Below are 23841 nucleotides of genomic sequence, written 5' to 3'. Positions count from 1 at the left end.
TTGAGTTGCCGCTCAACGTCTTTTTCTTTGCCTTTATTACCACTATTATACCAAAAAGCAGGCGCAAACCCTTGATATACATGGGTTTGCGCCTGCTTTTATTCAAAATGTTCAGCTGAGTTTTGTCCCAGCCTCTTTTTTCTGATTTTCTACTTATTGAAGAACACGGTCGAAATAATATACAACACTGCCAAGTGACTTGGATAGAAAATGTAGAAGAACCACTTATCCTTGCGTCCTTGCTTACCGTTGTACAACGCCAGTAGCGGTACCGCAAAGATCATCAACCACTGAATATCCGAAAAACCATGTTGTGCACTTTGGAAAAGCATCCAGATGCTAAAGGCACTAAAAATTAACAGCGCCACTGCTCGCTTTTCACGGAAAATGTGGAAAATCAATGCCAGCAACAAGAACAGGAAGCCACCCTCAATATTCATCAAGTTTGGTACTGCCACCATATAAATGCGCATTGGCAAAACGTTACCCGTTGACGCCAAGCTCAACATAACGGCCATCAATCCCGTCGAACCAATTAAATAAATAATTCCCAACAAGCTCCAGCCGAACGCCTTCTTGTTAGCAATTGGGTGCCGTAAGCCATCCCAAATCCACATCACCATCACGCCCAAAAACAGCGTGCCGAAAATCGAATTCATCAATACGACGTGTTCATTTGGCAATTGCGTTTGCAAGATAACTTCCATCACGCTGGTAATCCAAAACCCAATCAGAAGGTTACGCATATAGCCAATCCGACTGTGTGTGTAATGGAACCCTTCTGCCGCCAAAAACAGGAAAATCGGTGCGACCACGCGACCAAGCATTGTCATCCATTCAGGTGCGCCAACATATGAAAACATCTGGTGAATGTGGTCCGAGACCATCAAAATAATACCGATCACTTTTAGTGTAAAACTTGTTAGACCATAACGTTCTTGTAATTTAGCAAGCATTGTACATCCCCTCAAAAATAACTCTTATTAACTAACACACAATACTATACGTTATATAATATCGTTTAGCAACACAAAAGAGTCATTTCCGAAAAAGTCACTTGCATTAAATGGCATCAACAACTGCTAATAATTCAAGTAATGCCAACGCAACTTCGCTCCCCTTGTTACCGGCCTTACCCCCAGCACGATGTTGTGCTTGCTCAAGTGTATCAGCAGTTAACACCCCAAATACCGTTGGTACACCAGTCTTCAAGCCAACTTGGGCAATACCAGTCATCGCCCCATTAATCACCAAATCGTAATGATCAGTTTCACCACGAATAACGGCCCCCAACGTGACAATGCCATCATACTTAGCGGTGTTAGCCACTTTCTCGGCTACTAGTGGAATTTCAAACGCTCCAGGCACAATGTAAACATCGATATTTGCCCTGTCCACCCCATGCATCGTCAATGCCTCTTTTGCCCCCGCTAGCAGTGGGTCAGTGATTAGCGTATTAAATCGACTCATCACAATGGCAATATGACGTCCTTCGTGCTTCGTTAACGTTCCTGTAACTGTTGTCATCTGAATTTACTCCTTTTAAATCATGTGTGAAAACTTATCGCGCTTCGTGGCCATGTACCCGGCATTGACTTCATTAACGCCGACAATCAATGGTACGCGTTCAACTACTTCAATACCGTGCTTGGCTAAATCATCAATTTTAGCTGGATTATTCGTCAATAAACGTACTTTTTGATAACCAGCATCTTTTAAGATTTGGGCCGCCTGGGCATAATCGCGTTCATCAGGTTGATGGCCGAGGTGTTCGTTCGCTTGGAACGTATCATAGCCATTTTCTTGCAACACATAGGTACGCAACTTTTCAGCGAGTCCAATACCACGCCCTTCTTGGCGCAGGTAAACAACGGCGCCACCCTGCTGATCAATCTGGCGGAGCGCTTCGTGTAGTTGTGGCCCACATTCACATCGGTATGACCCCAACACCTCACCGGTTAGACATTCAGAGTGCAATCTAACTAACGGCACTTCATCTGTCGTCACAGTACTTTGAATTAACAAATCTGGTTCACGGTCAGCCACTGTATAATCCGTTACACGAAATTCGCCGTACGCGCTTGGCAGCTTAATCGTTGGCCCCATCCGATTTGGTCGTTCCACTAACGCTTGGCGGTACGCAATCAATTCCGCAATCGTCAATGTCACTAGTTCTTCCGATGATGCCACATCAGCCAACGCCGTTTCACGTGCCATCCGACCATCTGCGTCTAGAATTTCTATAATAAAGGCGACAGGTGGTACCCCTGCCAACTTAGCCAAATCAACGGCCGCTTCCGTGTGACCAGCTCGTGCTAACACGCCATCGGAAACGGCAACTAACGGAAAAATGTGGCCTGGGCGTTCAAAATCTGTTGATTGCGCTGACAGATTTGCTAATTCCCGCAGCGTCTGCGCCCGATCGACTGCAGATACACCCGTTGTCGTCCCTTTGTGGTCAACGCTCACCGTGAACTGCGTCCCAAATTTTTCCGTATTAGTTGCGACCATTTGAGGGAGTTGTAATTGTGCCGCTCGTTCGGCAGACATCGGTGCGCACAACACGCCACGTCCAACGCGTAACGCCTGGTTAACGTTTTCAGTTGTTGCAAATGAGGCTAACCCCACTAAATCGCCCTCATGCTCACGCTGGGCATCGTCCGATAAAATAATCAATTGACCTTGTTTAAGCGCCGTAATTGCGCGCTCGACACGCTGTCGGATTTCTTGATTCATTTTGTTTACTCCTTCGTCAAATACTTCGCTAACACATCAGTTTCCAAATTAACGACGTCACCAGTTTGAACAGTACGCAACATCGTATGCGTTAAGGTATGCGGAATTAACGCAATCACAAATGCCGTCGCACTAGCCGTCACGACCGTCAAGCTCACACCATTGACCGCAATTGACCCTTTCGTAACAATTTGGTGCATCAGCCCCTGGTCTGCCGGAGTAATCGTTAAATAGACTGTTTCGTCAGTTTGTGACATGGTTGTAATCGTGCCAGTCCCATTAACATGCCCTAACACAAAATGACCATCAAACCGATCACCTGCCCGTACGGCTTGCTCTAAGTTAACGACTTCACCAACCTGATAGTCTTGCATCCGGGTAACAGCCATCGTTGGCACCATGACATCAAAAGTAGCCTCGTGATCGTTATATGTCGTAATCGTCAAACAAACGCCGTCCACCATGATACTGTCGCCTAGTTTTGCGTCTGCAAAATAAGCAGAGGCTGTTTTAATCGCTAAACGGCGTTCTTTTTCATTTCGCTTAGTCAAGGCGACCACTTGCCCAACTTCAGATACAATTCCTGTAAACATTACTTCGCCTCCCTGTAAATGACTTGATGTAGCGCATTACCAACACGTGTCTGTGTTGCAACGGGGCCTTGATTGCCCACCACACCTTTAATGCCAGTTCCTAACACAGCGTCCGTTTGGTAAATATCAAAACGTTGCCAGAGATTAGTCGCTAGAAAGGCACGCACTAGCGCTCCGCCACCTTCAACCAGTAATGATTGGATGCCACGTTGTCCCAAATCATCCAACAACGTGTCTAGTTCACCATCGAAATGCACCGCTTGTGGCACCCGCTGGGCAAACGTGGTGTTTGTCGTATAAATCAACGTTCGCTCATCAAAAAAGGCCGGGTGATGTTGCAAGCGCCCCCGCCGATCGACAATCACGCGCCACGGTTGTTGGTGTGTGATTGGGACATGGCGCACGGTCAGTTGTGGTGCATCAGTTAAGGCCGTCTCGCTGCCAACCATAATGGCACTCATTTGGGCACGTTGCTGATGAATCGCCACATCCGCTTGGTCATCAGTTAATTTAGTGGCTTGTCCCCGTTTGGCAGCAATAAACCCATCAATACTTTGTGCCAACTTCAACGTGACATAGGGCCGTTGCGTTTCAAAAAAATGATGAAAGGCCGGGTTTAGCACCGCACTACCTTGCTGGTTCAACAGCGTGACTGCGATACCAGCCTGCTGTAATTTGGCAATACCCCGGCCACTGACGTGCGGATTAGGATCGCCTTGCCCAATTACAATCCGCCCAATCTTCGCCGCCACGAGTGCATCTGCACAAGCACCGACCTTACCGACGTGCGTACACGGTTCTAGCGTGACATACATCGTGGCCCCAACCAGATCCGCCTGATGTTCCACCTGATTCATCGCCGCGACCTCCGCATGCTGATGACCAAATTGGTGATGGTACCCTGTCGCGATAACGGCGCCATCTTTCACAATAACCGCCCCAACCCGCGGGTTTTCCCATGTTGCGGCCGGATCAGCCTGTTGCGCGGCTTGATACGCTAACTGCATCATTGTTAAATCATCCATGTTTCCCCTAACTACTCCGGGTAGTAAAAAAGCCCCAAGTCTGCTATATCAGCAAACTTGGGGCTGTTGCCAGGTCCGATCAAGCCTTGATCGGTCTGACACCTCGTTTTGGGTATCGAAAAAACTGCGTAAAGGGGCCAAAAAAATAAGCCACTAACGCGATAAATTTTGATATCTTCTCCCATCCAGACTTTACTGTCGGTTGCAGATTCACACTGCATCAACCGGATTGCTTAATCGCAACCCGGGTCACGGACTGAGGCATACGCCATCACCGTCGGTCGGGAATTTCACCCTGCCCCGAAGATTTATTGATTATTTATTTAACACAGCCATCATACAGTTCTCATGAATAATTTGTAAACCCTTATTTTTTGACGCACCTAACAAAAAGTACCGGCACGACCCCCTAAAAAGCAGTCATACCGGTACTTCAACGTTATTCGTTATTTTTTAAATTAGTTAACCGCGACCCGTCGTTAACTTCAAGCCAACAGCTCCGATAATAATCATACTAATAAACAGAATGCGCTTCCAATCACGGGACTCGTTGTACAGCAACATGCCGGCAATTGTCCCACCAGCGGCCCCAATTCCGGTCCAGATTGCATATCCGGTACCCATCGAAATATCACGCAAGGCCAGCGTGAGTAAGCCAATGCTAAGTGCCCCGCCTACCGCCATACCAGCGGCGGCCCACCAGGCGCGGCGTTTCTGCCACTCATTAATCATGATGACACCTGACACTTCCATCAAGCCTGCTAAGACTAAAAATATCCATGCCATCACGCCTTTTCCTCCGCCAATAATTTCAGACCAATAATGCCGCCTAATAAAATGACCAAGAAAACTAATTCCGCAATTGTCATACCATCACCAAACACGACCCACCCGGTTACCACCGTTGCCACGGTACCAAGGCCGACAAAAACTGCATAGGCGGTGCCAACCGGGAGTTGTTCGCTAGCTGTTAGAAACAGTAACATTGACAATCCCAATGCAATTAGCGTTGCGACCCACATCAATGGGGTGTGCGCATGTTTAATACCCACAACCCAACCATCTTCAAAACCAATTGCCAAGATAATCTTGAGCCACGGATTCTTTAACATGCTTTTGCTCCTAATCACTTACTTAATGTGATTATTATACTAGTTTCTGCGCCATTTCGGCTAATTTTGGCCTGAATAACAGAACAGTGCTGATCAGCTCAGTAAACTTTGCGCTCAACAACGCTCATACGGTGCACATTATTTGAATGCGCCCGCGCAAACATTTCAGCATTACTAATGGTATTCGTTTCGTAAAAATGCGTGCCTAATTGATCACGAACCACGTATGTTGTCATTCCCTGTTTCATCATATCCCCCTACTTACCGAACCGTTCCGCCAAAGCTTGCTCATCTGGATGAAAATAGTGATAGCGCGAAACTGGTAAATAAGCCTCATCGCCCCCAATCTCGATTTGCTCCCCTTCATACACTGGCTTACCATCGTGAATACGTAAATTCATCGTCGCTTTCTTAGTGCCAAACGAATCCAACGTCTTCATTTCTTGCAACTTATCAGCAAAAATCAACAATGCTTCAGACCCTGGAAAGAGCCGATTTGAAAAATCATTTTTCAAGCCAAACGCCATTACCGGAATGTCCAAATCATCGACCACATTTGCCAACTGAATGACCTGTTGGCGCGTCATGAATTGCGCTTCATCAACCAGGACGATATCTGGCAACTTATCAGCCGACGTTACTAGCGCCATTAAATCGTCCGTATCATGAATGATGCCAGCAGACTCACGTAACCCGATACGTGAGGATACTTCGCCAATCTTTGTGCGATCATCCAGCGCCGACGTCAATAACAATGGGTGACGGCCTTGGATTTTATAGTTGTGTGCCACTTTCAAGATTTCGATGGACTTTCCCGAAGCCATCGTGCCATATACAAACGTTAATTGCGACATCCAACTCACCTCAAAAACTATTTTTAACTCGATTTAGTTTACGCGCTTTTGCCGATTTTGCAAGCGCCGGTACCAAACGATAAACCGGACATTTTTCACGAATGTTCGCTTTCGAATTTCAAAAACCGCTTGACATGGTCAGACTGTCACAGAGTCACTCCTTAAATGACGAACATAACTTTCCGTTAGGTTGATGAACATGAAACACTTCCGAACAAAAAAAGACCACTGGATATACCAGTAGTCTTTTAGCATTTATTTAAATTTCAGCTAACGTAGCGGAGTGGCGTTCGCCATCAAAGTAACGATCCAAACCAGTCGCAAATGGCGTCTTATCAGTTGCCACCGCTTCGAACAGAGTCAAAGCTGCTTGCAACTTGCGGGCATCCACATCCCCAAACACCGCTTCGATATCAGTTGTTGTCAGGCCCAACACAATATTAGTTACCTTGAGCAAACGCTCTTGCAACGTATCGTTCGCCAAGTAAGCCCGCGCTTCATCAGCATCAGCCAACCCATAGTAAACTGCGCGTTCGCTGGTTCCCAAGGCCCGCAATTGTGGGAACACCCACCACATCCAGTGGGAGTCTTTCTTACCCGCCGTTAATTCATCTACTGCCGTTTGAAAACTATTGGCTTCGTCCTGCGCTAAAATAAATCGCTTGATATCGTTTGCTAATGCTTCATCCATCACATGTCACCTCATCCGTATTTTGACCTTATTCTAGCACATAATCAGTCCTGTCTTATTGGCGAGTGTCCGACAACTGTTGATAGTCAGTAATGTGTTGCAGTTGTTTGTGCGTCACATCATCCGCCTGCGGAGACAGAATTGCGCTCATAATATTATGACCGTTCATGCTATGACCCAGGCCAAGTGCATGCCCTAATTCATGGGCCAGTGTTTTGGTTAATGTATTCTGATTGGACAGCGTCAAGATATCACCTGACACGCGTAACTCACCCGACTGTGAATTCATCCAAGCCAGTGCATGTGTTCCTGAATCCGTCCCTTCGTCCCCCATCTCACCGGCGCGAACAATCACATCTGCATTCTGCGTCACAGGGACTAATTTAATATGAATTTGCTGATTAGATTGTTGGCGCCAAAACTTGATTGCACCGTGCAACGCCTTTTCAACATTTGGGGTCGTCGTTTGAAAATCACTGGTCATGATGGCGACGGTTAGCTCATCATTGTGGCCAACATACATACCGTAACTATCACTTGTTGGCCCAAACTTACCAGCCTGACGCAATTGCCGATTTTCCCGGTCGGCCTACGCAATGGTCACGTCATTTAACTGACGGCGACGCGACTGATAATTAATCGCGTTCATGATAGGTTCGATACTACTACCAAGTGCCCCAAACACCAGCAACAAAATAATGGCCGTATACACAATTTTGCGCCACCCCCGCCGTTTCTGTGGCTCAGGTTGCGGGGCAGCCTGTTCATTAATGCCATACAGTTCATAAATTTTGCGGTCTAATTCATCATCTGGCACGTGTCACACCCCCTCCGAGACACTAATCATAGAACGTTTGCTACCCTCACGACTTTAAAAAGGGACCCCGTACATGAGCTGCTTGCCATCCTCTCCTCAATTCTACTGCCGTATCGCACCCGCTTTAGTTATTTTAGGCAACTTTTTTGAATATTCTCCCCAGCAATACGCGCAAAAAAAGAGAACTAATTATAACCAGTTCTCCTCGCTTATTATTATGCGTAATTTTTCAAGTATGAAATCCCCATCGCACCTGGACCAGCATGGGTTGATTCAATTGGCGTCGTTTCTGCAATATCAACAATCGCCTCTGGGAATTCATCACGTGCCCGGGCAGCTAATTGCTCGGCCTCTTCAGCTGCATCAGCGTGTGAAATACCAATCACGGCAATGCCGTTCGGCTCGGCGTGCATCCGCTCGAAAATCAAATCTTGGTACCCCTTAATCGTCTTCTTACCGCGGCCCTTGACTTCCATCGTAATTTTTCCCAATGGCACGTGAGCGCCCAGCTTAATATCCAGTAACGTACCAATTAGCCCTGACGTCTTCGACAAGCGCCCCCCAGCGACTAAATTCTTCAGTGTCGTCACCGTCAAATATAATTCAGTATTATCCTCAACGCGTTGTAATTCGGCCAAAATCTCATCACGCGTTGCACCAGCCTGGGCCATCCGGCCGGCTACCAACACTTGTGCAGCCAAAGCCCGGTCGATGTAGTTAGAATCACGGACTACAATGTCATGGGGCACTAAACGCGCTGCTTGTTCAGCCGCCTGAACCGTCCCTGACAAATGGTGTGTCAAATGCAGTGAAAGGACTTCGACGTCTTCTGGTACTGTTTCGTAAACTTCCGTAAACGCACCTAACGAAGGTTGCGATGTCGTTGGCAAACTTTTAGATGCGGCCATTTTCTCAATAAATTCACTCGGTGTGATTGACACCCCATCGTGATAAACAGTGCCGTCGATCATCACGGTAAGCGGCACAACTGAAATATCGTGCTGCGCGACTTCTTCAGGCGTCAAGCGTGCTGTTGAATCGGTAATAATTTTTACTTTAGTCATCTCGTTTCCCCTCGTTACTAAATATTTGTAAGTTAATTCGTTTTCAAAACTTATTCATCTAGTATCTAAAACTATATCACATAAAGTCCGATTTTTACAACGTTTTTTGTAAGCAAAACCAAGCAACCCACTTTTAAAAAATACGTCAGCACAAAAAACCACCTGATTCGCGCACGCGCCTAACCAGGTGGTTTTTAAATTGTCATTATTAGTACGGCATCTCAATGGCGTCGAGCACGGCCATATCGGCAGCTGTAATGTCAAAATCAACATCCGCATTTTGCGCCACATACTCAGGGTGGTTAGCCTTTGGTAGTGGCAACGTCCCCTTGGCCAACGCATACCGAATGGCCAACTGCGCAACAGAACGATCATAGTGCGCCGCAATTTCCTGCAGTTCAGGCATGCGGAGCAAACGGCCCGTCCCAATTGGGCTGTACGCTTGCACTAGCAACCCATTGGCTTCCGTAAACGGTTGGTTCACGTCTTGCGTCATGCCAATGTGGTAAATAATTTGGTTAACGACCGGCTTAATCTCGGCCGCATCCAGAATATTCTTCAAGTCCTCGTTATTAAAGTTGGACACCCCAATACTCTTAACCTTGCCAGCCTTAACTGCGTCTTCCATCGCATGCCAAACCGCTACGTTTTCCTCATAGTAGTTATTGCCAGCTACTGGGCGCACATTTGGCACAGCCATTTGATTCCATGGGCGTGGGGCGTGGATTAACAGCAAATCAATATAATCAGTTCCCAGCGCAGCTAACGACTCATCAATTGAGCGGGCCGCATCTTGATAGTTCTTAATGCTGGCATCAATTTTCGTTGAAATCGTCAACGTCGCGCGATCAATACCTGATTCAGCGATTGCTGCGCCAACTGCATCTTCATTTTGATACATTTGAGCGGTATCAACATAGAGATACCCCGCCTGCAATGCAGCAGCCACTGAATCGTGGGCTTGTTGCTTGGTTTGTTGCCACGTTCCTAAGCCGACCTTAGGAATCTGAATCCCGTTATTTAACGTGTATGTTTCATGCAAAAATGACATTTCCTTACACCTCGTTACCTTCATTATTCATTGACTGCTTTAACTACAAGCATCATGATACGCCGTCAGGTAAAGGTGGGCTGAAAAAAGTCAGGCTTGCTGATATTTTGCCAAATACGCCTGCAAATAGTGACCGGTCACGCTCTCAGGACTGGCTGCTAAATCAGTCGGCGTACCACTACCCACAATCTGACCACCATGCGTGCCACCGCCAGGCCCCAAATCGACAATCCAATCTGAGTTAGCAATGACCTCCAAGTCATGTTCAATCGTGATAATCGTCGCCCCACGCTTTAACAGCAAGTTGAACACGTGCAACAAATTCTCAATATCGAGGGGATGCAACCCCACTGATGGCTCATCAAAAATAAACAGACTGGTTTCCTGCTTCTGATGAATCTGCGTGACCAACTTCAACCGTTGGGCCTCGCCACCAGATAGTTCAGGCGTACTTTCACCCAACGTCAAATAGTCTAAGCCCAATTCTGATAAGGCGGTCAACGTCTTCAAAATTTTCGATTCATCTTGGAAAACGGTTAGGGCTTCCGTTACGGATAAGGCCAATAAATCAGCAATCGTGTAATCATGCCACTTAACGTCAAGCACGTCCGAACGATATCGAGTACCTAGACATGTTGGGCACACTTCAGTTACGTCAGGTAAATACTGTACGTCCATCGTAATTTGACCGACTCCGCCACACGTTGGGCATGCCCCGGCTGCGTTATATGAAAAATCACTGGCCGTGAATTGCCGTTCCTTAGATACAGGTAAGGCCGCATACATTTTACGCAAGTTATCCAAAATATTCGTGTACGTGGCCACGGTTGAACGGGCATTCTTACCGACCGGCACAGAATCAACCATCACAACCGTCTGCACACCACTGTTATCTAAGGCCTGAGTACCATCAGGTAACGCGCGTCCCTCATTTTGGGCCACAATACCTGGGGCCAGCAAATCCAGGATTAACGTTGTCTTGCCAGCGCCACTCATCCCCGTTACACTCGTTAAACGATTCTTGGGAAAACGTGCCGTAACATCACGTAAATTATTTTTCTGTGCGACCGCAATCTCAATGGTGCCATCATCAAAAAGCGTCTCGCTTGGTGCCAGTGTACGCGTCTGTGCTCGTGCCTGACCATTTAAATATGGCGCCACCAAGGTCGCCGATTGTTTAGCAGCGGCCACATCACCAGCGAAAATAACTTCACCGCCATGTTCACCAGACCCTGGCCCAATCTCGATGACATAATCGCTCGCGCCAATCACTTCCATATCGTGATCAACCACCACGAGTGTATTCCCTTGATCAAGGAGTGTCTTAAAAATACGGAGTAAACCAGCCACATTTTCTGGGTGTAGCCCAACAGTCGGTTCATCAAGTACGTACAGAACACCCGTCGTTTCATTGCGAATCGTCCGGCCTAATTGAATACGCTGGAGTTCACCAGTTGATAGGGTGTTACCACCCCGTGATAGTGTCAGATAATCCAAGCCCAGTTGCGTTGGGGCATCCAGCAATTCCAATAATTCATCGACCAGCTTTTGCCCCATTTTTTGCATGTCAGTCGGCAATGTGGCCGTTAACTCACGGACAAAAGTTACCAAATCTTCAATCGTATAATCCGACAATTCTGCAATGTTTTTATCGCGCAAGTGTTGGCTCAGCAACGCTGGATTGAAACGGGTACCATGACAAGTCGGGCAAGTTTGAAAGGTATAAAACTGATTTAACCGCTTAATCGTGCGTTCATTGGTACTGTTCTTCATGCTATCTGTAATCGCGTTATAGGCATTCTCAAAGACTGCGTGGTCCATGTGAAACACCTTGCCACTCTTACTTGGAATGTTAATTTCATATTCCCGTCGCTCACCATGGAGCACCTGCTCTTGTTGCGCCTTTGGTAAATCTTTGTAGGGCACATCAATATTGATACCCGCTGCTTCTGCTACCAAGGGCATAAACGTGCGGCCTGGTGTCCGCCAAGCGTTCACGGCGCCATCGCGAATCGTCAATTCCTCATTAATCAACAACGCGGGATTGATTTCTTGCACTTCGCCCGTTCCTTGGCAAGTTGGGCAGGCACCAGCTGAATTAAACGCAAAATCTTCCGCCCCGTATGGCATGAAATGCACGCCACAGACTGGACAGTCCATCCCCGTCATATCAACATCCATCGCTACCGCTAGCGTCGGACCAATGCGGTGGCCATTCGGACAGACCATTGAACCGAGTCGAGAAAACATCAAGCGCAACACATTTAACGCCTCTGTCATGGTCCCGACTGTTGACCGAATATCCGGTACTTGCGGCCGTTGGCGTAACGCTAAGGCGGATGGCAAATGTCGGATTGACGTCACATCAGCCTGATTTGATTGACTAATACGGCGTCGTGTATACGTTGATAGCGCATTAAGATACCGGCGCATCCCCTCGCCGTATAACGTCCCCATCGCCAGTGAACTTTTACCAGAACCACTCCGCCCGGTAATCCCCGTCATTTTCCCCAATGGAATATCAACATCAATATTTTTTAGGTTATTCGTTTTCGCCCCACGTACTTCAATCGAAAATGCCATGTTCATTCCCCGCATAATTAATTACTTATTTTTTATATGCTCATTGTATCACGTGGCCCAAAATCTACTGAGCCGAAACTATGCAAAAAAATCCGCAGCCCTGACAGCTGCAGATTTTTCGTTGCTACTTTTTAGATAGGCGGTTCGTTAAAAACATCGCCGGAATGATAATCAACAATGACAGGCCGGCCGTCCAGGCAAATCCTGTTTGGTAACCGGCGGCAACACTGGTGTGCGTCGTCATATAACCAGCCACAATTGTTGCAATCACAGCTGAACCAAATGCACCACCAATATTTTGGAACGTTCGTGACGCAACAGAAATTGCGCCTGAATCGCGCTTATCGCCACCGACAAAAGCATCTGTCATCAAAGGCGCTAAGATACCACCCGCACCAATGCCGCGTACAAATAAGATAACAGCAACTAACCAAAAGGCGGTCTTACCATCAAAGTAAGCGAACGGAATCGTGCCGACCAGCGTAATTGCCAAACTCACAATCGTCACGTAACGGGCACCAATGCGATCAATCAGCTTACCCACAATTGGTCGCGCGACAAGCATGCCGACCCCCTGTGGAATTAATGATAAACCAGCGACAATCACTGAATCGCCACGTAAGTTCTGGAAGAACAATGGTAAGAGCAACATTGCCCCGTTAGTTGCAACCCCACCAACCACCATACCGACCATAGCGGCAGTAAAGTTTTTACGCGTGAAGAGACGAATTGGTAAAATCGCCTGCTCACCCCTGAAGTACGCGTACACACCGTATACCACCATTAAGGCAATTCCGGCCAGAACATACGCAACTGTAGTGGCATTCGTAAAGTCACCCTTTGTACTAGCTTGCACGATACCATAAATAATGGTCGATGAAATTGCAGCAAGCAATGTCACCCCGACAACATCAAAGCGGGCCTGACGATTCTTTGCTTCAAACGTTGGCAACTTCCAGGCAATCAAAATTGTTGCCAAAATGACAATCGGCACATTGATGTAGAAAATCCAACGCCATGACGCATACTCCAAGACGATACCGCCGATAACTGGCCCCAAAATCGGTCCTAACATAATTGGCAGGCCAACTACAGCCATCAAGCGCCCCATCGCTGCACTACCAGCCAAGTCCACTAACAGCGTCGTCAACAGTGGCGTCAGCATGCCAGCAGCCGCACCTTGGAATAAACGGAACACAATTAAACTATCGATATTCCAAGCCAAAGCAGATGCCAACGAGAATACACCAAACGCAATTTCGGCTGCTAAAAATACCCACTTGCCACTAAAACGGTTGACCAACCAACCAGCAAACGGTACCGCAACCGCTGTCGCTAGGACATACCCCGTAATCACCCACTGGATTGTTGAGAGACTGGCCCCAAAATCACGCGCCAAATCATTCACCGCGATGTTCACCATCGTTGCATCAAGCATCGGCGCCAGCGCACCAAGTACCAGTACCCAAGCCATGTTCACGACGTGCTTTGGCAATGCTGTCGTTTTCTTCTCGTCCATCTCATTTACCTTCTCTTACACTTTGTTTCTTTTTAAGGTACACCGTGTACCTTTCGGACAAAAAGTATTATAGGCGTGCAATTTTAAAAATGCAAGCACTTTAGATACAACGTGTATCTTATCGGTTGAAAATCGTGTAAAATAAAGACATATAAGCATTTTGAAAGGCTGGTGATTTGCTATGGCAACGCGTAAAACTGGGGATGACCTCACCAACGTTATTTTTTCGGTGACCCGCGACATTATGGCGGCTGAAGGTTATCAGGCCGTCACTTTCGCCCGAATTGCACGTGAATCTGGGACCTCTCGGACTGTACTCTACCGACGCTGGTCTTCACCGTTCGCCCTAATGACCGAGGCCATTCAAGCCAAGGCGCATGACGTCCAGGGCACTTTGGTTGACGCTGATTTTAATACCGGCTCACTACGGGGAGATTTGATTGCGATGTTAACACGCTACAAGCACTCGGCCGATATTATGGGGCGCACCTACAATCGTGCCATTTTGGGAGAAGTCAGCAAGGAAGATAATCAGGATGTCACCACTTTTCTGGCCCAACTGAAACAATCAAACCTCTTCATCATGGAACGCATCTTATCAAAGGCGCAATTGAACGGCGAAATCAATAACACCACCACGGACTTGGTGAAGTTAATGCCATTTGAGCTACTTCGCTACCGCTTTTTAATCAGTGACGAGCCGATTACTGACGACTTTATCGCTGAAGTCGTTGATGAAATCGTCTTGCCCGCGATTATGCAACAGCAACCCCACGCCTAATCAAAAATCCCGTATTAGCTTCACAAACTAATACGGGATTTTTACCATTACAACGGCTTTGTTACTTCAGTTCGATCCATGACATGGCTCAAATACGACGCCACATGCTGATCTTGGGCGACTTTAATCAGGTCAACCAGTTCGTCAAAGCGATCTTTCGTCATTTCACCCAGTGCCCGAGCATTATCTAAGTAGGCAATTAATAATTGCAAGGCAAAGTACGCTTGACGCATTGTGTAGCGACCAAATAATTCGCTTTCAATCAGCATTACGAAGTCATCATCAGCCAGCGCCGTGATGGCTTGCTGCCACTGACCACCGGCGGTTTCCATCAAGTCGCCTAACATCGTTTCAGTCCAGCGTAACTGATCCGTTGCCAGTAGGTCACCGAGTTGCATTTGCAGCTTTTCGATAAAAATCGTGACTTGCGCATGATTCATTTCACGCAAATCAGCTGACGGCGTACTCATCAAAACCGGCAACTTTTTGAGTTCCGGTACCGGCGCCTGGTCACGCACAATTTGTTGCAAACGCAATCGATCAGCGAAAACTACGTGTCCCTGCTCATCACCCTGTAGGACTGGCCCTAGTACATCATTCACCTGTTGTACCCAAACTTGTACGTGACGTTGGGCCTCGCGCTCGGGTTCATACACAAATGACGTTGCGATATTCTTAACCATCTGAGCCTTTGTTTGCCCATACAACGCATCTAACACAGCTAACTGCGGATTGTGCGCCAACGTCGCTTGCCAGTGACTAAAATCGTAGTCAGCTTGCCAATCTGGGTCCAAACTTTTCAAAAAGAATGGCTCCATATATTGGTAAAACAAGCGCGCATCTTGATCCTTCAACTTCAGTTGCTGGAAGAAACGCTCATTTTCCAAGTAATCCCACAAACCACCAAAACCACGGCCAACCGAGACAAACTTTTCTTGGCCAGCCTTGCTGTCCCAGTACTCATCTGCAAAGACATCCAAGGCATCTTTATCATTCAAATCAATACCAGCCGCCATTGCAGCAGTCGCAACACGCTTATCCGCCGAAAAGTACCCGGGATAGGTCGCTTCATGCTCGAACTGCCAAGCTAATTGTTGGACAGTACTGGTAAAGTCAGTTGCATCAACAGCTACAACTGGCGTCGACGCAATCAATGCCGTTAATGCATCCGGTAAGGCACTTATCTGGTCGGGTGTTAACACAACGGTTGGTACAAAATAGTTAAATAAAATTCGCTTCAAGCCAACCGTCGTCCACTTGCCAACTGGTTCATGGGCAATTTTCTGCATCATACCAATAAACAATGGCAACAAGGTATCTGTCATATCGCGTTGGACGTCGGCAGACAATGCTTGAAAGGTTGCATTGGTGGCTAAGTTCGCCATCAATGGTGCGATAGCCCGATTAGGTCGTACCTCATCAGGATCATCTGTCGCCACCATCTGGTTCGCCAACTCTTTTCGATAGGCCACCAATTCATCGCGAACCCAATCGTCAGTCACGGCTGCGGGTAAATCTGGCTGCACCATGCCACTGTACATTAAGGATTCGAGCAAATCTGCTGTCATGCCGATGACAGTTGCATCATCTAGCCCTTGGAATTGCTCGTGTGAACCGATGGTAAACGTCAGTCCCAGCAAGACATCATCAATGCCCCACGCAATCGTTGGCTTATTCGTCACCAAATAAATATCATCCAAAATGGCCGCACTCATCTTTTGCGCATCTGCCCACTCGGTCTGCTTGGCAAACGCCGCTGACAATTCCCGGAATTGTTGGCGATTACGCTTCAGCGTGCGCTGATTAACTGGCCCAACCGCATTACCGGCCGTGGACAATCCTGCGCGCACCTCATCCACAAGTGATTCGTCAATAAAACCATCTTGATCTAGTTTGAGTTGCATGATGTTACTGATCTCCTTATGACTTGTTCTTTGTTGGTTTGAATTATACACCAGTGACCAATCAAACAGGCGAAATCAGTTGAACAGTCGCCCATCAAAAGCAGTACAATAATAATTATTACCTCGCCAAAGGAGTCGGTTAATGGACATTCGCTTACATCCCGCGTATGAAGCGGCCATCACAAGAATCGAAGATTTAAAATTAACCTTAGCAACTGCCTATTCTCGATTATCTGATTTGCAAACGACCCAAGTCCCCTTCACTGAGGCACGTTATATGGCAACCATTGGCCGTTACGAATTAACGGCTTATGAACTATACATGACGGTTCAGTTTTTGAAGAAACGCCGCCAATTAATGTTACAAGCAATTAATCAAGGTGAGACACCTGATTTGGAAGCCATTGAAATTGAAATTAATTTATTAAACGGTCAGCTTGATGTCAAACGGCAAGAATTGGCCGACCGATTACGCCGAGCACAACACATTTGGGATGCCAAGCTACTTTCCGTCGAAGATACCAAAAGCGTAAAAATGATTTATCGAGAACTCGTCCGTCTGTTGCACCCAGACCTCAATCCCGACCAAACAGCAGTTGAAAGAGAATGGTTTCAAGCTGCCATCACGGCCTATAAAGCTAGCCAGTTGCAAGAGCTGGCGCTTCTCTTAGAAATCGTGCAACTGAATAACCAAGCGGCGGAGCAACATGAAGTTGTCATGCCTATCGAAGATCTACAGGCACAAGGTGACCAACTCGCTAGTAAAATTGATACTTTACAAGCCGAAATTGATCGCATCATGACCAGCTTTCCAATGTATTTGGCCGACGCCTTGCAGGACGATCACTACATCACAGAACAGGTCTTACGTATTCAGCAACAAACCACGCGACTAATGGCGAAACGTAGGCAATTGCTGACAGATTTAGCGCAAATGGGATGGGTACCGCATGACTGAAAAATTTGAATTAAATCCGTTAAACAGCGGTTCAGCCTTACCAATTGAATTGAAAACGAATTCAACCGCTCTCACAGACTTAGTTGATGACCTATTTGGTGAACGTATTTACTTAACTCATGTGCAAGTACGCGGCTATTATTATCTCTCAGAGGAAAACCAGGCCTTCCACCGCGCTGCTGGGTTACCAGGAACCGCATTGATTTTACGTCGTGATAAAACAAACCAATTTGACGACTACGCCATCAAGGTCCTTGATTCAGCTGAACATCACATCGGTTGGGTGCCACGGAATCAAAACCATATTGTGGCTCGTTTGATGGACGCCGGTAAAAAGATCGACGCTGAAGCCCGTGCTGGTAATAATTCACTGGCCGGTGAGCTTTCAATTGATATCTATCTTGAAGATTAGTGATGAAAAAATCCCCCTAACTGATTTATGGTTAGGGGGATTTTTTATTGCTAATTTGTTTACTTAACCAACGTTGTTTCCACAAAACTTGCCAAGTGATCAAGATCGCTCAATTGTGCGTTGCAAAGTGAACTATCACGGCAAATTAAATTACCGCGCTTGGTATAGTTACCATCCGCGCCTCGCGATTTCACCTTTGACAAGAACATTGAGACGGTCCCTAGTTGGTGGCAAATTGCACATAATCCGTTCAATGGTTTCGGGTCAAAGTCACCATAGATACCGACCAATTTACCATCACGCGGTGCGACGATGTACTTCTTTTGACTGCCATTATCATTCCAGCCCAGATAGGTCATTTCATGACGGTCTAAGTTCTCCCATTTTGGTTCAGGTAGTTTTTTCACCTTTTTGAACAGCTTACCAAGTTGGTTTGAGCTTAGCTCCGGGAAAGGCGTCACTAATTCCGCTAGCTGCTTAAATGCATGTTCGGCACGCTGCTTAGAGGTTGCAATTTCAGGTAATTGATTCAGGAAATCAGTGGCAATTTCAGTGTCTGGCAAAATACTTTTAACTGTTTCAACAACATCAGCCTGAACGACAGCTTTTACATTCTTATCATTAACTGAATTGAACGCTTTATTCAGGATGATGACTTGTTCTTTAATTGCGACGAATTCGTGCGGTTGTAGTTGTTTGTCCATGTTTATGCTCCAATTTTAGAGTACACATCGCACAGACTTTAGCCGGCGATGTTATGCTTGAGAATTAACTTTCGTTCGGCGTACAGATAATGATCCAAATTCTGGCATCTTTATCATCTCCATTCGTGTTTGATAGTTTAATTAGTATATAGAAAATATTGTAAGTAAGCAAATTGCCCGGATGAATTAACCATTCATCCGGGCAATTTATCAATTTATTCAGTCAATTCAAGCACCGCAACGTAAGGCAAATTACGATGATGATTATTGAAGTCCATCCCGTACCCGACGAGGAACTCGTTAGGTACCTTCGCGCCAATAAAGTCTGGTGTAATGCCACCAGCTGAGACGTCTTCACGCTTATCAACGGCGACCGCAATCAAGACCTGTTCAGCCCCACGCTCTTCGAAATCATGTTTCAGATAGCGCAATGTTAATCCTGAATCGATTACTTCATCGAGGATAACGACCGTGCGACCAGTCAAATCGACTTTCAAATCACGCTGAATGGTAATACGTCCAGTCGACGCATCCCCATCATAACTTGACACATCAATGTAGTCCGTTTCAACATCGCGACCAACCGCTCGTAGCAAATCAGCCATCCAGATGTACGCACCCTTCATCACGCCCACAAATACAGGACGCTCAACGTCTGCCGTTGCGGCGTTGATTTCAGCGGCGACGCGTTCCACCATTGCCGCAATTTCTTCAGTTCCTAAAACAGTCCGTTGTAACGTCATTGTTGGCATGCTTTATCCCTCGTTCCAGATATCAAATAGAATAATCGTTTGTTCGTTTGATGGCCCAACCGCAAAGGTATAGAGTGGCACACCAATCAATTCTTCCACGCGCTTCAAGTAAGCTTCCGCATTTGCTGGCAACTCTTCACGTGTCTTAACTTGTGTAATATCTTCATCCCAGCCAGGTAACTCTTCATAAACCGGCGTCACACGACGGACATCCGCCAAGCTCGCTGGATAATGTTCAATACGTTGACCATCTAATTCGTACGCGACGGCAATCTTAAGCGTCTTCAGGCCTGACAAAACATCTAATGAATTCAAAGACAAGTGCGTGAAACCACCAATGCGGGCCGCGTGTCGTAGTACCACCGTGTCCAACCAGCCAATTCGACGTGGTCGCTTGGTCACAACACCATACTCATGACCCACTTCACGAATTGTGGCCCCGACTTCATCAAACAGTTCCGTTGGGAATGGGCCATCCCCAACACGTGATGTGTAGGCCTTGGCAACCCCTACAACACGATCAATCTTGGTTGGCCCGATACCGGCACCAATCGTTGCACCACCACCAACTGGTGATGATGATGTCACATAGGGATACGTCCCGTGGTCAATGTCCAACATTGCGCCTTGCGCCCCTTCAAGAAGCACTCGCTTATCCGCATCCAAATATTCATTCACGATAACCGTCGTGTCTGTAATGTATGGCCGTAATGCGTCACCATAACCCGAGAATTCGGCAACCAATTCATCCAAATCTAATGGCGCATGGTTATAAATCTTCTCAAGAAGTTCATTCTTCTCAGCCAAGACGATCGTTAAGCGTTCGCGAAGCACGTCTTCATCAAGCAAATCCACGACACGAATTCCTGTACGTGCAGCCTTATCCATGTAAGCTGGCCCAATACCACGACCCGTTGTCCCAATTTTACCGTCACCCTTCTTAGCATCAGCTAGTTGATCAATCAAAATGTGGTATGGAAAAATGACGTGCGCACGGTCTGAAATGCGCAGGTTGTCAGTTGTAACGCCCTTATCTTGAATAGCGCGCAATTCCTCCAAGAGCGCCTTAGGGTTCACAACTGAACCATTACCAATTACCGCCAAACGAGCTGGGTTAAAGATTCCTGATGGAATTGCTGATAATTCAAATTTTTGTCCATTCACGTAAATCGTGTGGCCAGCGTTGTTTCCACCTTGGTAACGAACAACCATGTCTGATTCCTGTGCGATGAAGTTCGTGATCTTACCCTTTCCTTCATCTCCCCATTGACTACCAACTACTACGATTCCTGCCATGATGGCCTCCCTTTTGCGTTAAACACTCGAAAACACGAACATTTAAAAACGTTTTATCACAAAAACTATTGTATCAACTAACATTTTTGTTTTCAATGCTTTCACGACACAAAGTTCGACTTTTATTTAAATAAGTCGTCACTGAATAGTTTTTTATTCGTCTTTTTAATTAACACTGCTTACTTATTTAAAATAAAAAGACGATATACCGAAGTATATCGTCTAATCGTTATTGTATTTTACGATTGTTCATCTTGATTACTTCCCAAATAATATTCGGAATTATCGACAGAATAATCGTCAATAGCCATTGGCCAACCGTCAACGGCATAAAGTGGAAGATGTCTTGGGTTACGGGTACCGTTACAACTAAAATAGTTAACACCAATGACAGAAGCGCCATCATCACCAAACTCCGGTTAGCTGAAAACTTCACGCGGAACATCGAAGCATCACTGCGAATATTAAAGACGTGCAAGATTGATGAAATCGACAAGACGATAAACGCCATGGTGTGCCCCGCTGAATTATTGTCTGTGTAAACGCCGTATCCTTGCGCTGCTAATGTCATCAACGCAAACAAAATGGCGTTAAAAGCAATGCGAAGTCCCAATCCGTGGGCAAAGACGCTTGCCCGAGGGTTAACTGGCTTATCCCGCATCACATCACCATGGGGTGGTTCCTTAGCAAGCGCAAAGCCTGGTAATCCATCGGCCACCAAATTAATGAACAACAGTTGGGCGGCCATCAATGGACTACCCCAACCCAAAATCATGGCAACCACAATGACAATAATTTCGGACATATTGGCACTCATCAAGAAGTTAATTGTCTTACGGATATTGCCATAAATACCGCGACCTTCTTCAACCGCATGTACAATGGTTGCGAAATTATCATCAGTCAAGACGATATCAGCGGCTTCACGGGCAACGTCAGTCCCGGTTTGTCCCATTGCAATCCCGACGTTAGCGGCATTCAAGGCTGGTGCATCATTCACGCCATCACCGGTCATCGCCACAATATCACCGCGTTTCTGCCACGCCTTGACGATGCGAATCTTGTCTTCAGGCGTCACCCGGGCGTACACGGCATAGTCTTGCACAGTATCATCCAATTCAGCGTCTGACATATCGTGCAATTCAGCCCCGGTCAGGGCCTTGTCGGTTGGTAACAAAATGCCGATTTCTTTGGCAATTGCACTCGCTGTGGCGACGTGATCCCCGGTAATCATCACTGTTTTAATGCCAGCCGCCCGGGCTTCCGCGACGGCTTGAGCTGACTCAGGACGCGGCGGATCAATAATGCCGACCAAGCCTAATAGTTGCAAGTTTTGCTCAAGTTCTTCAGCGGTTGGTTCTGCTGATAGTGTGGGCAACTTTGCAATCGCAACGGTGATCACACGTAACGCCTGATTGCCAAACGTTTGATTAACCGCTTTTGCACGTTCTTGCAAATCCAGTGGCAACTTGGGGAGCAGCACATCAAAAGCCCCTTTCGTAATCGCCAAATAGCCATCAGCCACCCGATGAACCGTTGTCATGCGCTTACGCGTTGAGTTAAATGGAATCTCATAGACCTTCGGATATTCGGCTTGCAAGGCCTCGTATGCTGAATAGCCACCGATCCCACCAACCAAAGCCATCTCAGTTGGTAACCCCGCTAGTGTGCCGTCTTGCTCAGTAACGTTCGTTGACAATGCCCCGAATTTCAAAGCATCCGGCAAGGCCTCAGCCTCATCAACTGCCATAATTGTATCAGTCGTGGCATCCCAAACCTGACGGGCTGTCATTTTATTCTGAGTTAAAGTCCCCGTCTTATCCGAGGCAATCACACTCGCCGAACCCAGCGTTTCAACTGCTGGTAGTCGACGCACAATTGCGTGCCGAGCTGCCATCCGTTGCACACCTAGCGCTAATGTAATTGTGACAATCACCATCAAGGTTTCTGGTACCACGGCCACGGCCAACGATACAGCCGTCATAAACAGCTCCATCAGTGGATCACCTTGCATAATTCCCAAAATCATCACAATAATTGCCGCGATAATTGCGACGACAGTCAATTGACGGCCTAATTGGGCCAAACGTTTCTGCATTGGCGTCATTTCGCGCTCTTCACGGCCTAACAAACCGGCGATTTTACCCATTTCGGTATTCATCCCCGTTGCCACAACCAACGCTTCACCGCGGCCATTCACAATCGTCGTGCCACGGTAAACCATGTTTCGACGATCACCCAATGGCACTTCTTCGCCAGTAATAAAATCTTCATCCTTCTCAATCGGATGACTTTCACCAGTCAGTGGTGATTCTTCCACCCGTAAATCTGCAGTCGTCAACAAACGTGCGTCCGCTGGAATCTTCACTCCATTCTCAAGTACCAAAATATCCCCGACCACGATATCCGTCATCGGAATAAATTGTATGTCACCGTCACGTCGGACCTTTGCTTCTTCGCGCTCCAACCCTTTTAATGAATCAAGCGCTTTTTCAGCCCGGCCCTCTTGCACAATCGATAAGACGGAATTGATCACAACAATCGCAATAATCAGAAAACTCTCAAAATAATCGCCATGGCCTTGAATGACCGTCGTAATTAGTGAAATGATGGCAGCGATAATCAAAATAATTGTTGTAATATCGCTTAGACTGCGTAACACCCGTTTTATCAAACCCTCTTTTGGCGGTTCAACAAACTGGTTATCCCCATTTGCTTGGCGGGATTGTACCACCTGTTCTTGCGTTAACCCGTAATCGGGTTGGCTCTGTAATTTTTCAATTACCTTCGTTAACATTTCTTGATATATCATATGTCGGCTCCCCTCTGTTTGCTGTCGGCATATCTTTACCTAGTTAAAGTTTAACAATTTTCGTTACTGAAGCCAAAAATTCTGCTTACAATGACTCAACGGGAAAATAACGTTCGTTTTTTACGTATGTTAAAACTTACAAAACGTAATTTGTTCGGTTTTTGGGTTGACGTTTGA

24 protein-coding genes and 1 riboswitch are annotated in these 23841 nt (G+C 46.7%); of the genes, 3 read left to right on the top strand and 21 right to left on the bottom strand.

The window, feature by feature from the left end; all coding sequences use genetic code 11:
• Positions 1-149: 149 nt before the first annotated feature.
• The 16 genes from ACJ28U_RS03505 to ACJ28U_RS03430 all read right to left on the bottom strand — a co-directional run bounded on the left by ACJ28U_RS03505 (position 150) and on the right by ACJ28U_RS03430 (position 14045).
• Positions 150-956: a TraX family protein gene (locus ACJ28U_RS03505; protein WP_099088791.1), complete on the bottom strand. Its 807-nt coding sequence runs from the start codon at positions 954-956 to the stop codon at positions 150-152.
• Between the two features lie 106 nt (positions 957-1062).
• Positions 1063-1527: a 6,7-dimethyl-8-ribityllumazine synthase gene (gene ribH / locus ACJ28U_RS03500; protein WP_407618394.1), complete on the bottom strand. Its 465-nt coding sequence runs from the start codon at positions 1525-1527 to the stop codon at positions 1063-1065.
• A gap of 15 nt (positions 1528-1542) precedes the next feature.
• Positions 1543-2736 carry a GTP cyclohydrolase II gene (gene ribA / locus ACJ28U_RS03495; protein WP_099088789.1) on the bottom strand — a complete coding sequence of 398 codons (1194 nt, stop codon included), beginning with the start codon at positions 2734-2736 and terminating at the stop codon, positions 1543-1545.
• Between the two features lie 5 nt (positions 2737-2741).
• Positions 2742-3329 (bottom strand): riboflavin synthase, encoded by a 588-nt coding sequence (locus ACJ28U_RS03490; protein WP_407618393.1) that lies wholly within the window; start codon positions 3327-3329, stop codon positions 2742-2744.
• A complete protein-coding gene (ribD, locus tag ACJ28U_RS03485) occupies positions 3329-4354 on the bottom strand; it encodes a bifunctional diaminohydroxyphosphoribosylaminopyrimidine deaminase/5-amino-6-(5-phosphoribosylamino)uracil reductase RibD (RefSeq protein ID WP_407618392.1) in 1026 nt (341 codons plus the stop codon). Before ribD ends, ACJ28U_RS03490 begins: the two co-directional genes overlap by 1 nt.
• Positions 4355-4523: 169 nt before the next feature.
• A riboswitch (FMN riboswitch) is annotated at positions 4524-4666 on the bottom strand.
• A 150-nt stretch (positions 4667-4816) separates the two neighbouring features.
• On the bottom strand, positions 4817-5140 hold the full coding sequence (locus ACJ28U_RS03480) for a DMT family transporter (protein ID WP_407618391.1): 324 nt from the start codon (positions 5138-5140) through the stop codon (positions 4817-4819).
• Positions 5140-5466, bottom strand: coding sequence for a multidrug efflux SMR transporter (locus ACJ28U_RS03475; protein WP_099088785.1), 327 nt, complete (start codon positions 5464-5466; stop codon positions 5140-5142). Before ACJ28U_RS03475 ends, ACJ28U_RS03480 begins: the two co-directional genes overlap by 1 nt.
• Positions 5467-5564: 98 nt before the next feature.
• Positions 5565-5717 carry a hypothetical protein gene (locus ACJ28U_RS03470; protein WP_153280279.1) on the bottom strand — a complete coding sequence of 51 codons (153 nt, stop codon included), beginning with the start codon at positions 5715-5717 and terminating at the stop codon, positions 5565-5567.
• A gap of 6 nt (positions 5718-5723) precedes the next feature.
• The gene (locus tag ACJ28U_RS03465) at positions 5724-6320 is read right to left on the bottom strand and encodes a thymidine kinase (protein WP_407618390.1); all 597 of its coding nucleotides are present in this window, start codon (positions 6318-6320) and stop codon (positions 5724-5726) included.
• A gap of 259 nt (positions 6321-6579) precedes the next feature.
• Complete coding sequence (locus ACJ28U_RS03460) at positions 6580-7011, bottom strand: DUF1810 domain-containing protein (protein ID WP_407618389.1); 432 nt, start codon at positions 7009-7011, stop codon at positions 6580-6582.
• Between the two features lie 55 nt (positions 7012-7066).
• Positions 7067-7579, bottom strand: a complete 513-nt coding sequence (locus ACJ28U_RS03455) for a M57 family metalloprotease (protein WP_407618388.1) — start codon at positions 7577-7579, stop codon at positions 7067-7069.
• Positions 7580-7600: 21 nt separating this feature from the next.
• Positions 7601-7828 carry a hypothetical protein gene (locus tag ACJ28U_RS03450; RefSeq protein ID WP_407618387.1) on the bottom strand — a complete coding sequence of 76 codons (228 nt, stop codon included), beginning with the start codon at positions 7826-7828 and terminating at the stop codon, positions 7601-7603.
• A 215-nt stretch (positions 7829-8043) separates the two neighbouring features.
• Positions 8044-8892 carry a DegV family protein gene (locus ACJ28U_RS03445; protein WP_407618386.1) on the bottom strand — a complete coding sequence of 283 codons (849 nt, stop codon included), beginning with the start codon at positions 8890-8892 and terminating at the stop codon, positions 8044-8046.
• A 208-nt stretch (positions 8893-9100) separates the two neighbouring features.
• A complete protein-coding gene (locus ACJ28U_RS03440; RefSeq protein WP_407618385.1) occupies positions 9101-9943 on the bottom strand; it encodes an aldo/keto reductase in 843 nt (280 codons plus the stop codon).
• Between the two features lie 90 nt (positions 9944-10033).
• Positions 10034-12526, bottom strand: coding sequence for an ATP-binding cassette domain-containing protein (locus ACJ28U_RS03435; RefSeq protein WP_407618384.1), 2493 nt, complete (start codon positions 12524-12526; stop codon positions 10034-10036).
• Positions 12527-12650: 124 nt separating this feature from the next.
• A complete protein-coding gene (locus ACJ28U_RS03430; protein WP_407618383.1) occupies positions 12651-14045 on the bottom strand; it encodes an MDR family MFS transporter in 1395 nt (464 codons plus the stop codon).
• A gap of 181 nt (positions 14046-14226) precedes the next feature.
• On the opposite strand from ACJ28U_RS03430, the gene ACJ28U_RS03425 reads away from it, so the two are divergent.
• The gene (locus ACJ28U_RS03425) at positions 14227-14826 is read left to right on the top strand and encodes a TetR/AcrR family transcriptional regulator (RefSeq protein WP_407618382.1); all 600 of its coding nucleotides are present in this window, start codon (positions 14227-14229) and stop codon (positions 14824-14826) included.
• A gap of 47 nt (positions 14827-14873) precedes the next feature.
• On the opposite strand, the gene ACJ28U_RS03420 is transcribed toward ACJ28U_RS03425, so the two are convergent.
• A complete protein-coding gene (locus tag ACJ28U_RS03420) occupies positions 14874-16730 on the bottom strand; it encodes a hypothetical protein (RefSeq protein WP_407618381.1) in 1857 nt (618 codons plus the stop codon).
• A 142-nt stretch (positions 16731-16872) separates the two neighbouring features.
• Between ACJ28U_RS03420 and ACJ28U_RS03415 the strand changes: the two genes are divergently transcribed.
• Both ACJ28U_RS03415 and ACJ28U_RS03410 read left to right on the top strand, forming a co-directional pair.
• Positions 16873-17688: a hypothetical protein gene (locus ACJ28U_RS03415; RefSeq protein ID WP_407618380.1), complete on the top strand. Its 816-nt coding sequence runs from the start codon at positions 16873-16875 to the stop codon at positions 17686-17688.
• Positions 17681-18100 carry an HIRAN domain-containing protein gene (locus ACJ28U_RS03410; protein ID WP_407618379.1) on the top strand — a complete coding sequence of 140 codons (420 nt, stop codon included), beginning with the start codon at positions 17681-17683 and terminating at the stop codon, positions 18098-18100. The genes ACJ28U_RS03415 and ACJ28U_RS03410 overlap by 8 nt, the downstream gene beginning before the upstream one ends.
• A gap of 59 nt (positions 18101-18159) precedes the next feature.
• Here the strand turns inward: ACJ28U_RS03410 and ACJ28U_RS03405 are convergent, their stop codons facing one another.
• The 4 genes from ACJ28U_RS03405 to ACJ28U_RS03390 form a co-directional block, all read right to left on the bottom strand.
• Positions 18160-18804 carry a FusB/FusC family EF-G-binding protein gene (locus tag ACJ28U_RS03405; protein ID WP_407618378.1) on the bottom strand — a complete coding sequence of 215 codons (645 nt, stop codon included), beginning with the start codon at positions 18802-18804 and terminating at the stop codon, positions 18160-18162.
• 215 nt (positions 18805-19019) lie between these two features.
• Positions 19020-19556: a phosphoribosyltransferase gene (locus ACJ28U_RS03400; RefSeq protein WP_407618377.1), complete on the bottom strand. Its 537-nt coding sequence runs from the start codon at positions 19554-19556 to the stop codon at positions 19020-19022.
• A 3-nt stretch (positions 19557-19559) separates the two neighbouring features.
• Entirely contained in the window at positions 19560-20852 is a 1293-nt protein-coding gene (locus ACJ28U_RS03395) for an adenylosuccinate synthase (RefSeq protein WP_099088772.1), read from the bottom strand.
• A 229-nt stretch (positions 20853-21081) separates the two neighbouring features.
• Entirely contained in the window at positions 21082-23664 is a 2583-nt protein-coding gene (locus tag ACJ28U_RS03390; protein WP_407618376.1) for a cation-translocating P-type ATPase, read from the bottom strand.
• Between the last annotated feature and the right edge of the window lie 177 nt (positions 23665-23841).

The sequence above is a fragment of the Weissella sp. MSCH1 genome (assembly GCF_045799135.1).
Classification (GTDB): Bacteria; Bacillota; Bacilli; order Lactobacillales; family Lactobacillaceae; genus Weissella.
This window is presented reverse-complemented; position numbering and strand designations above follow the sequence as displayed.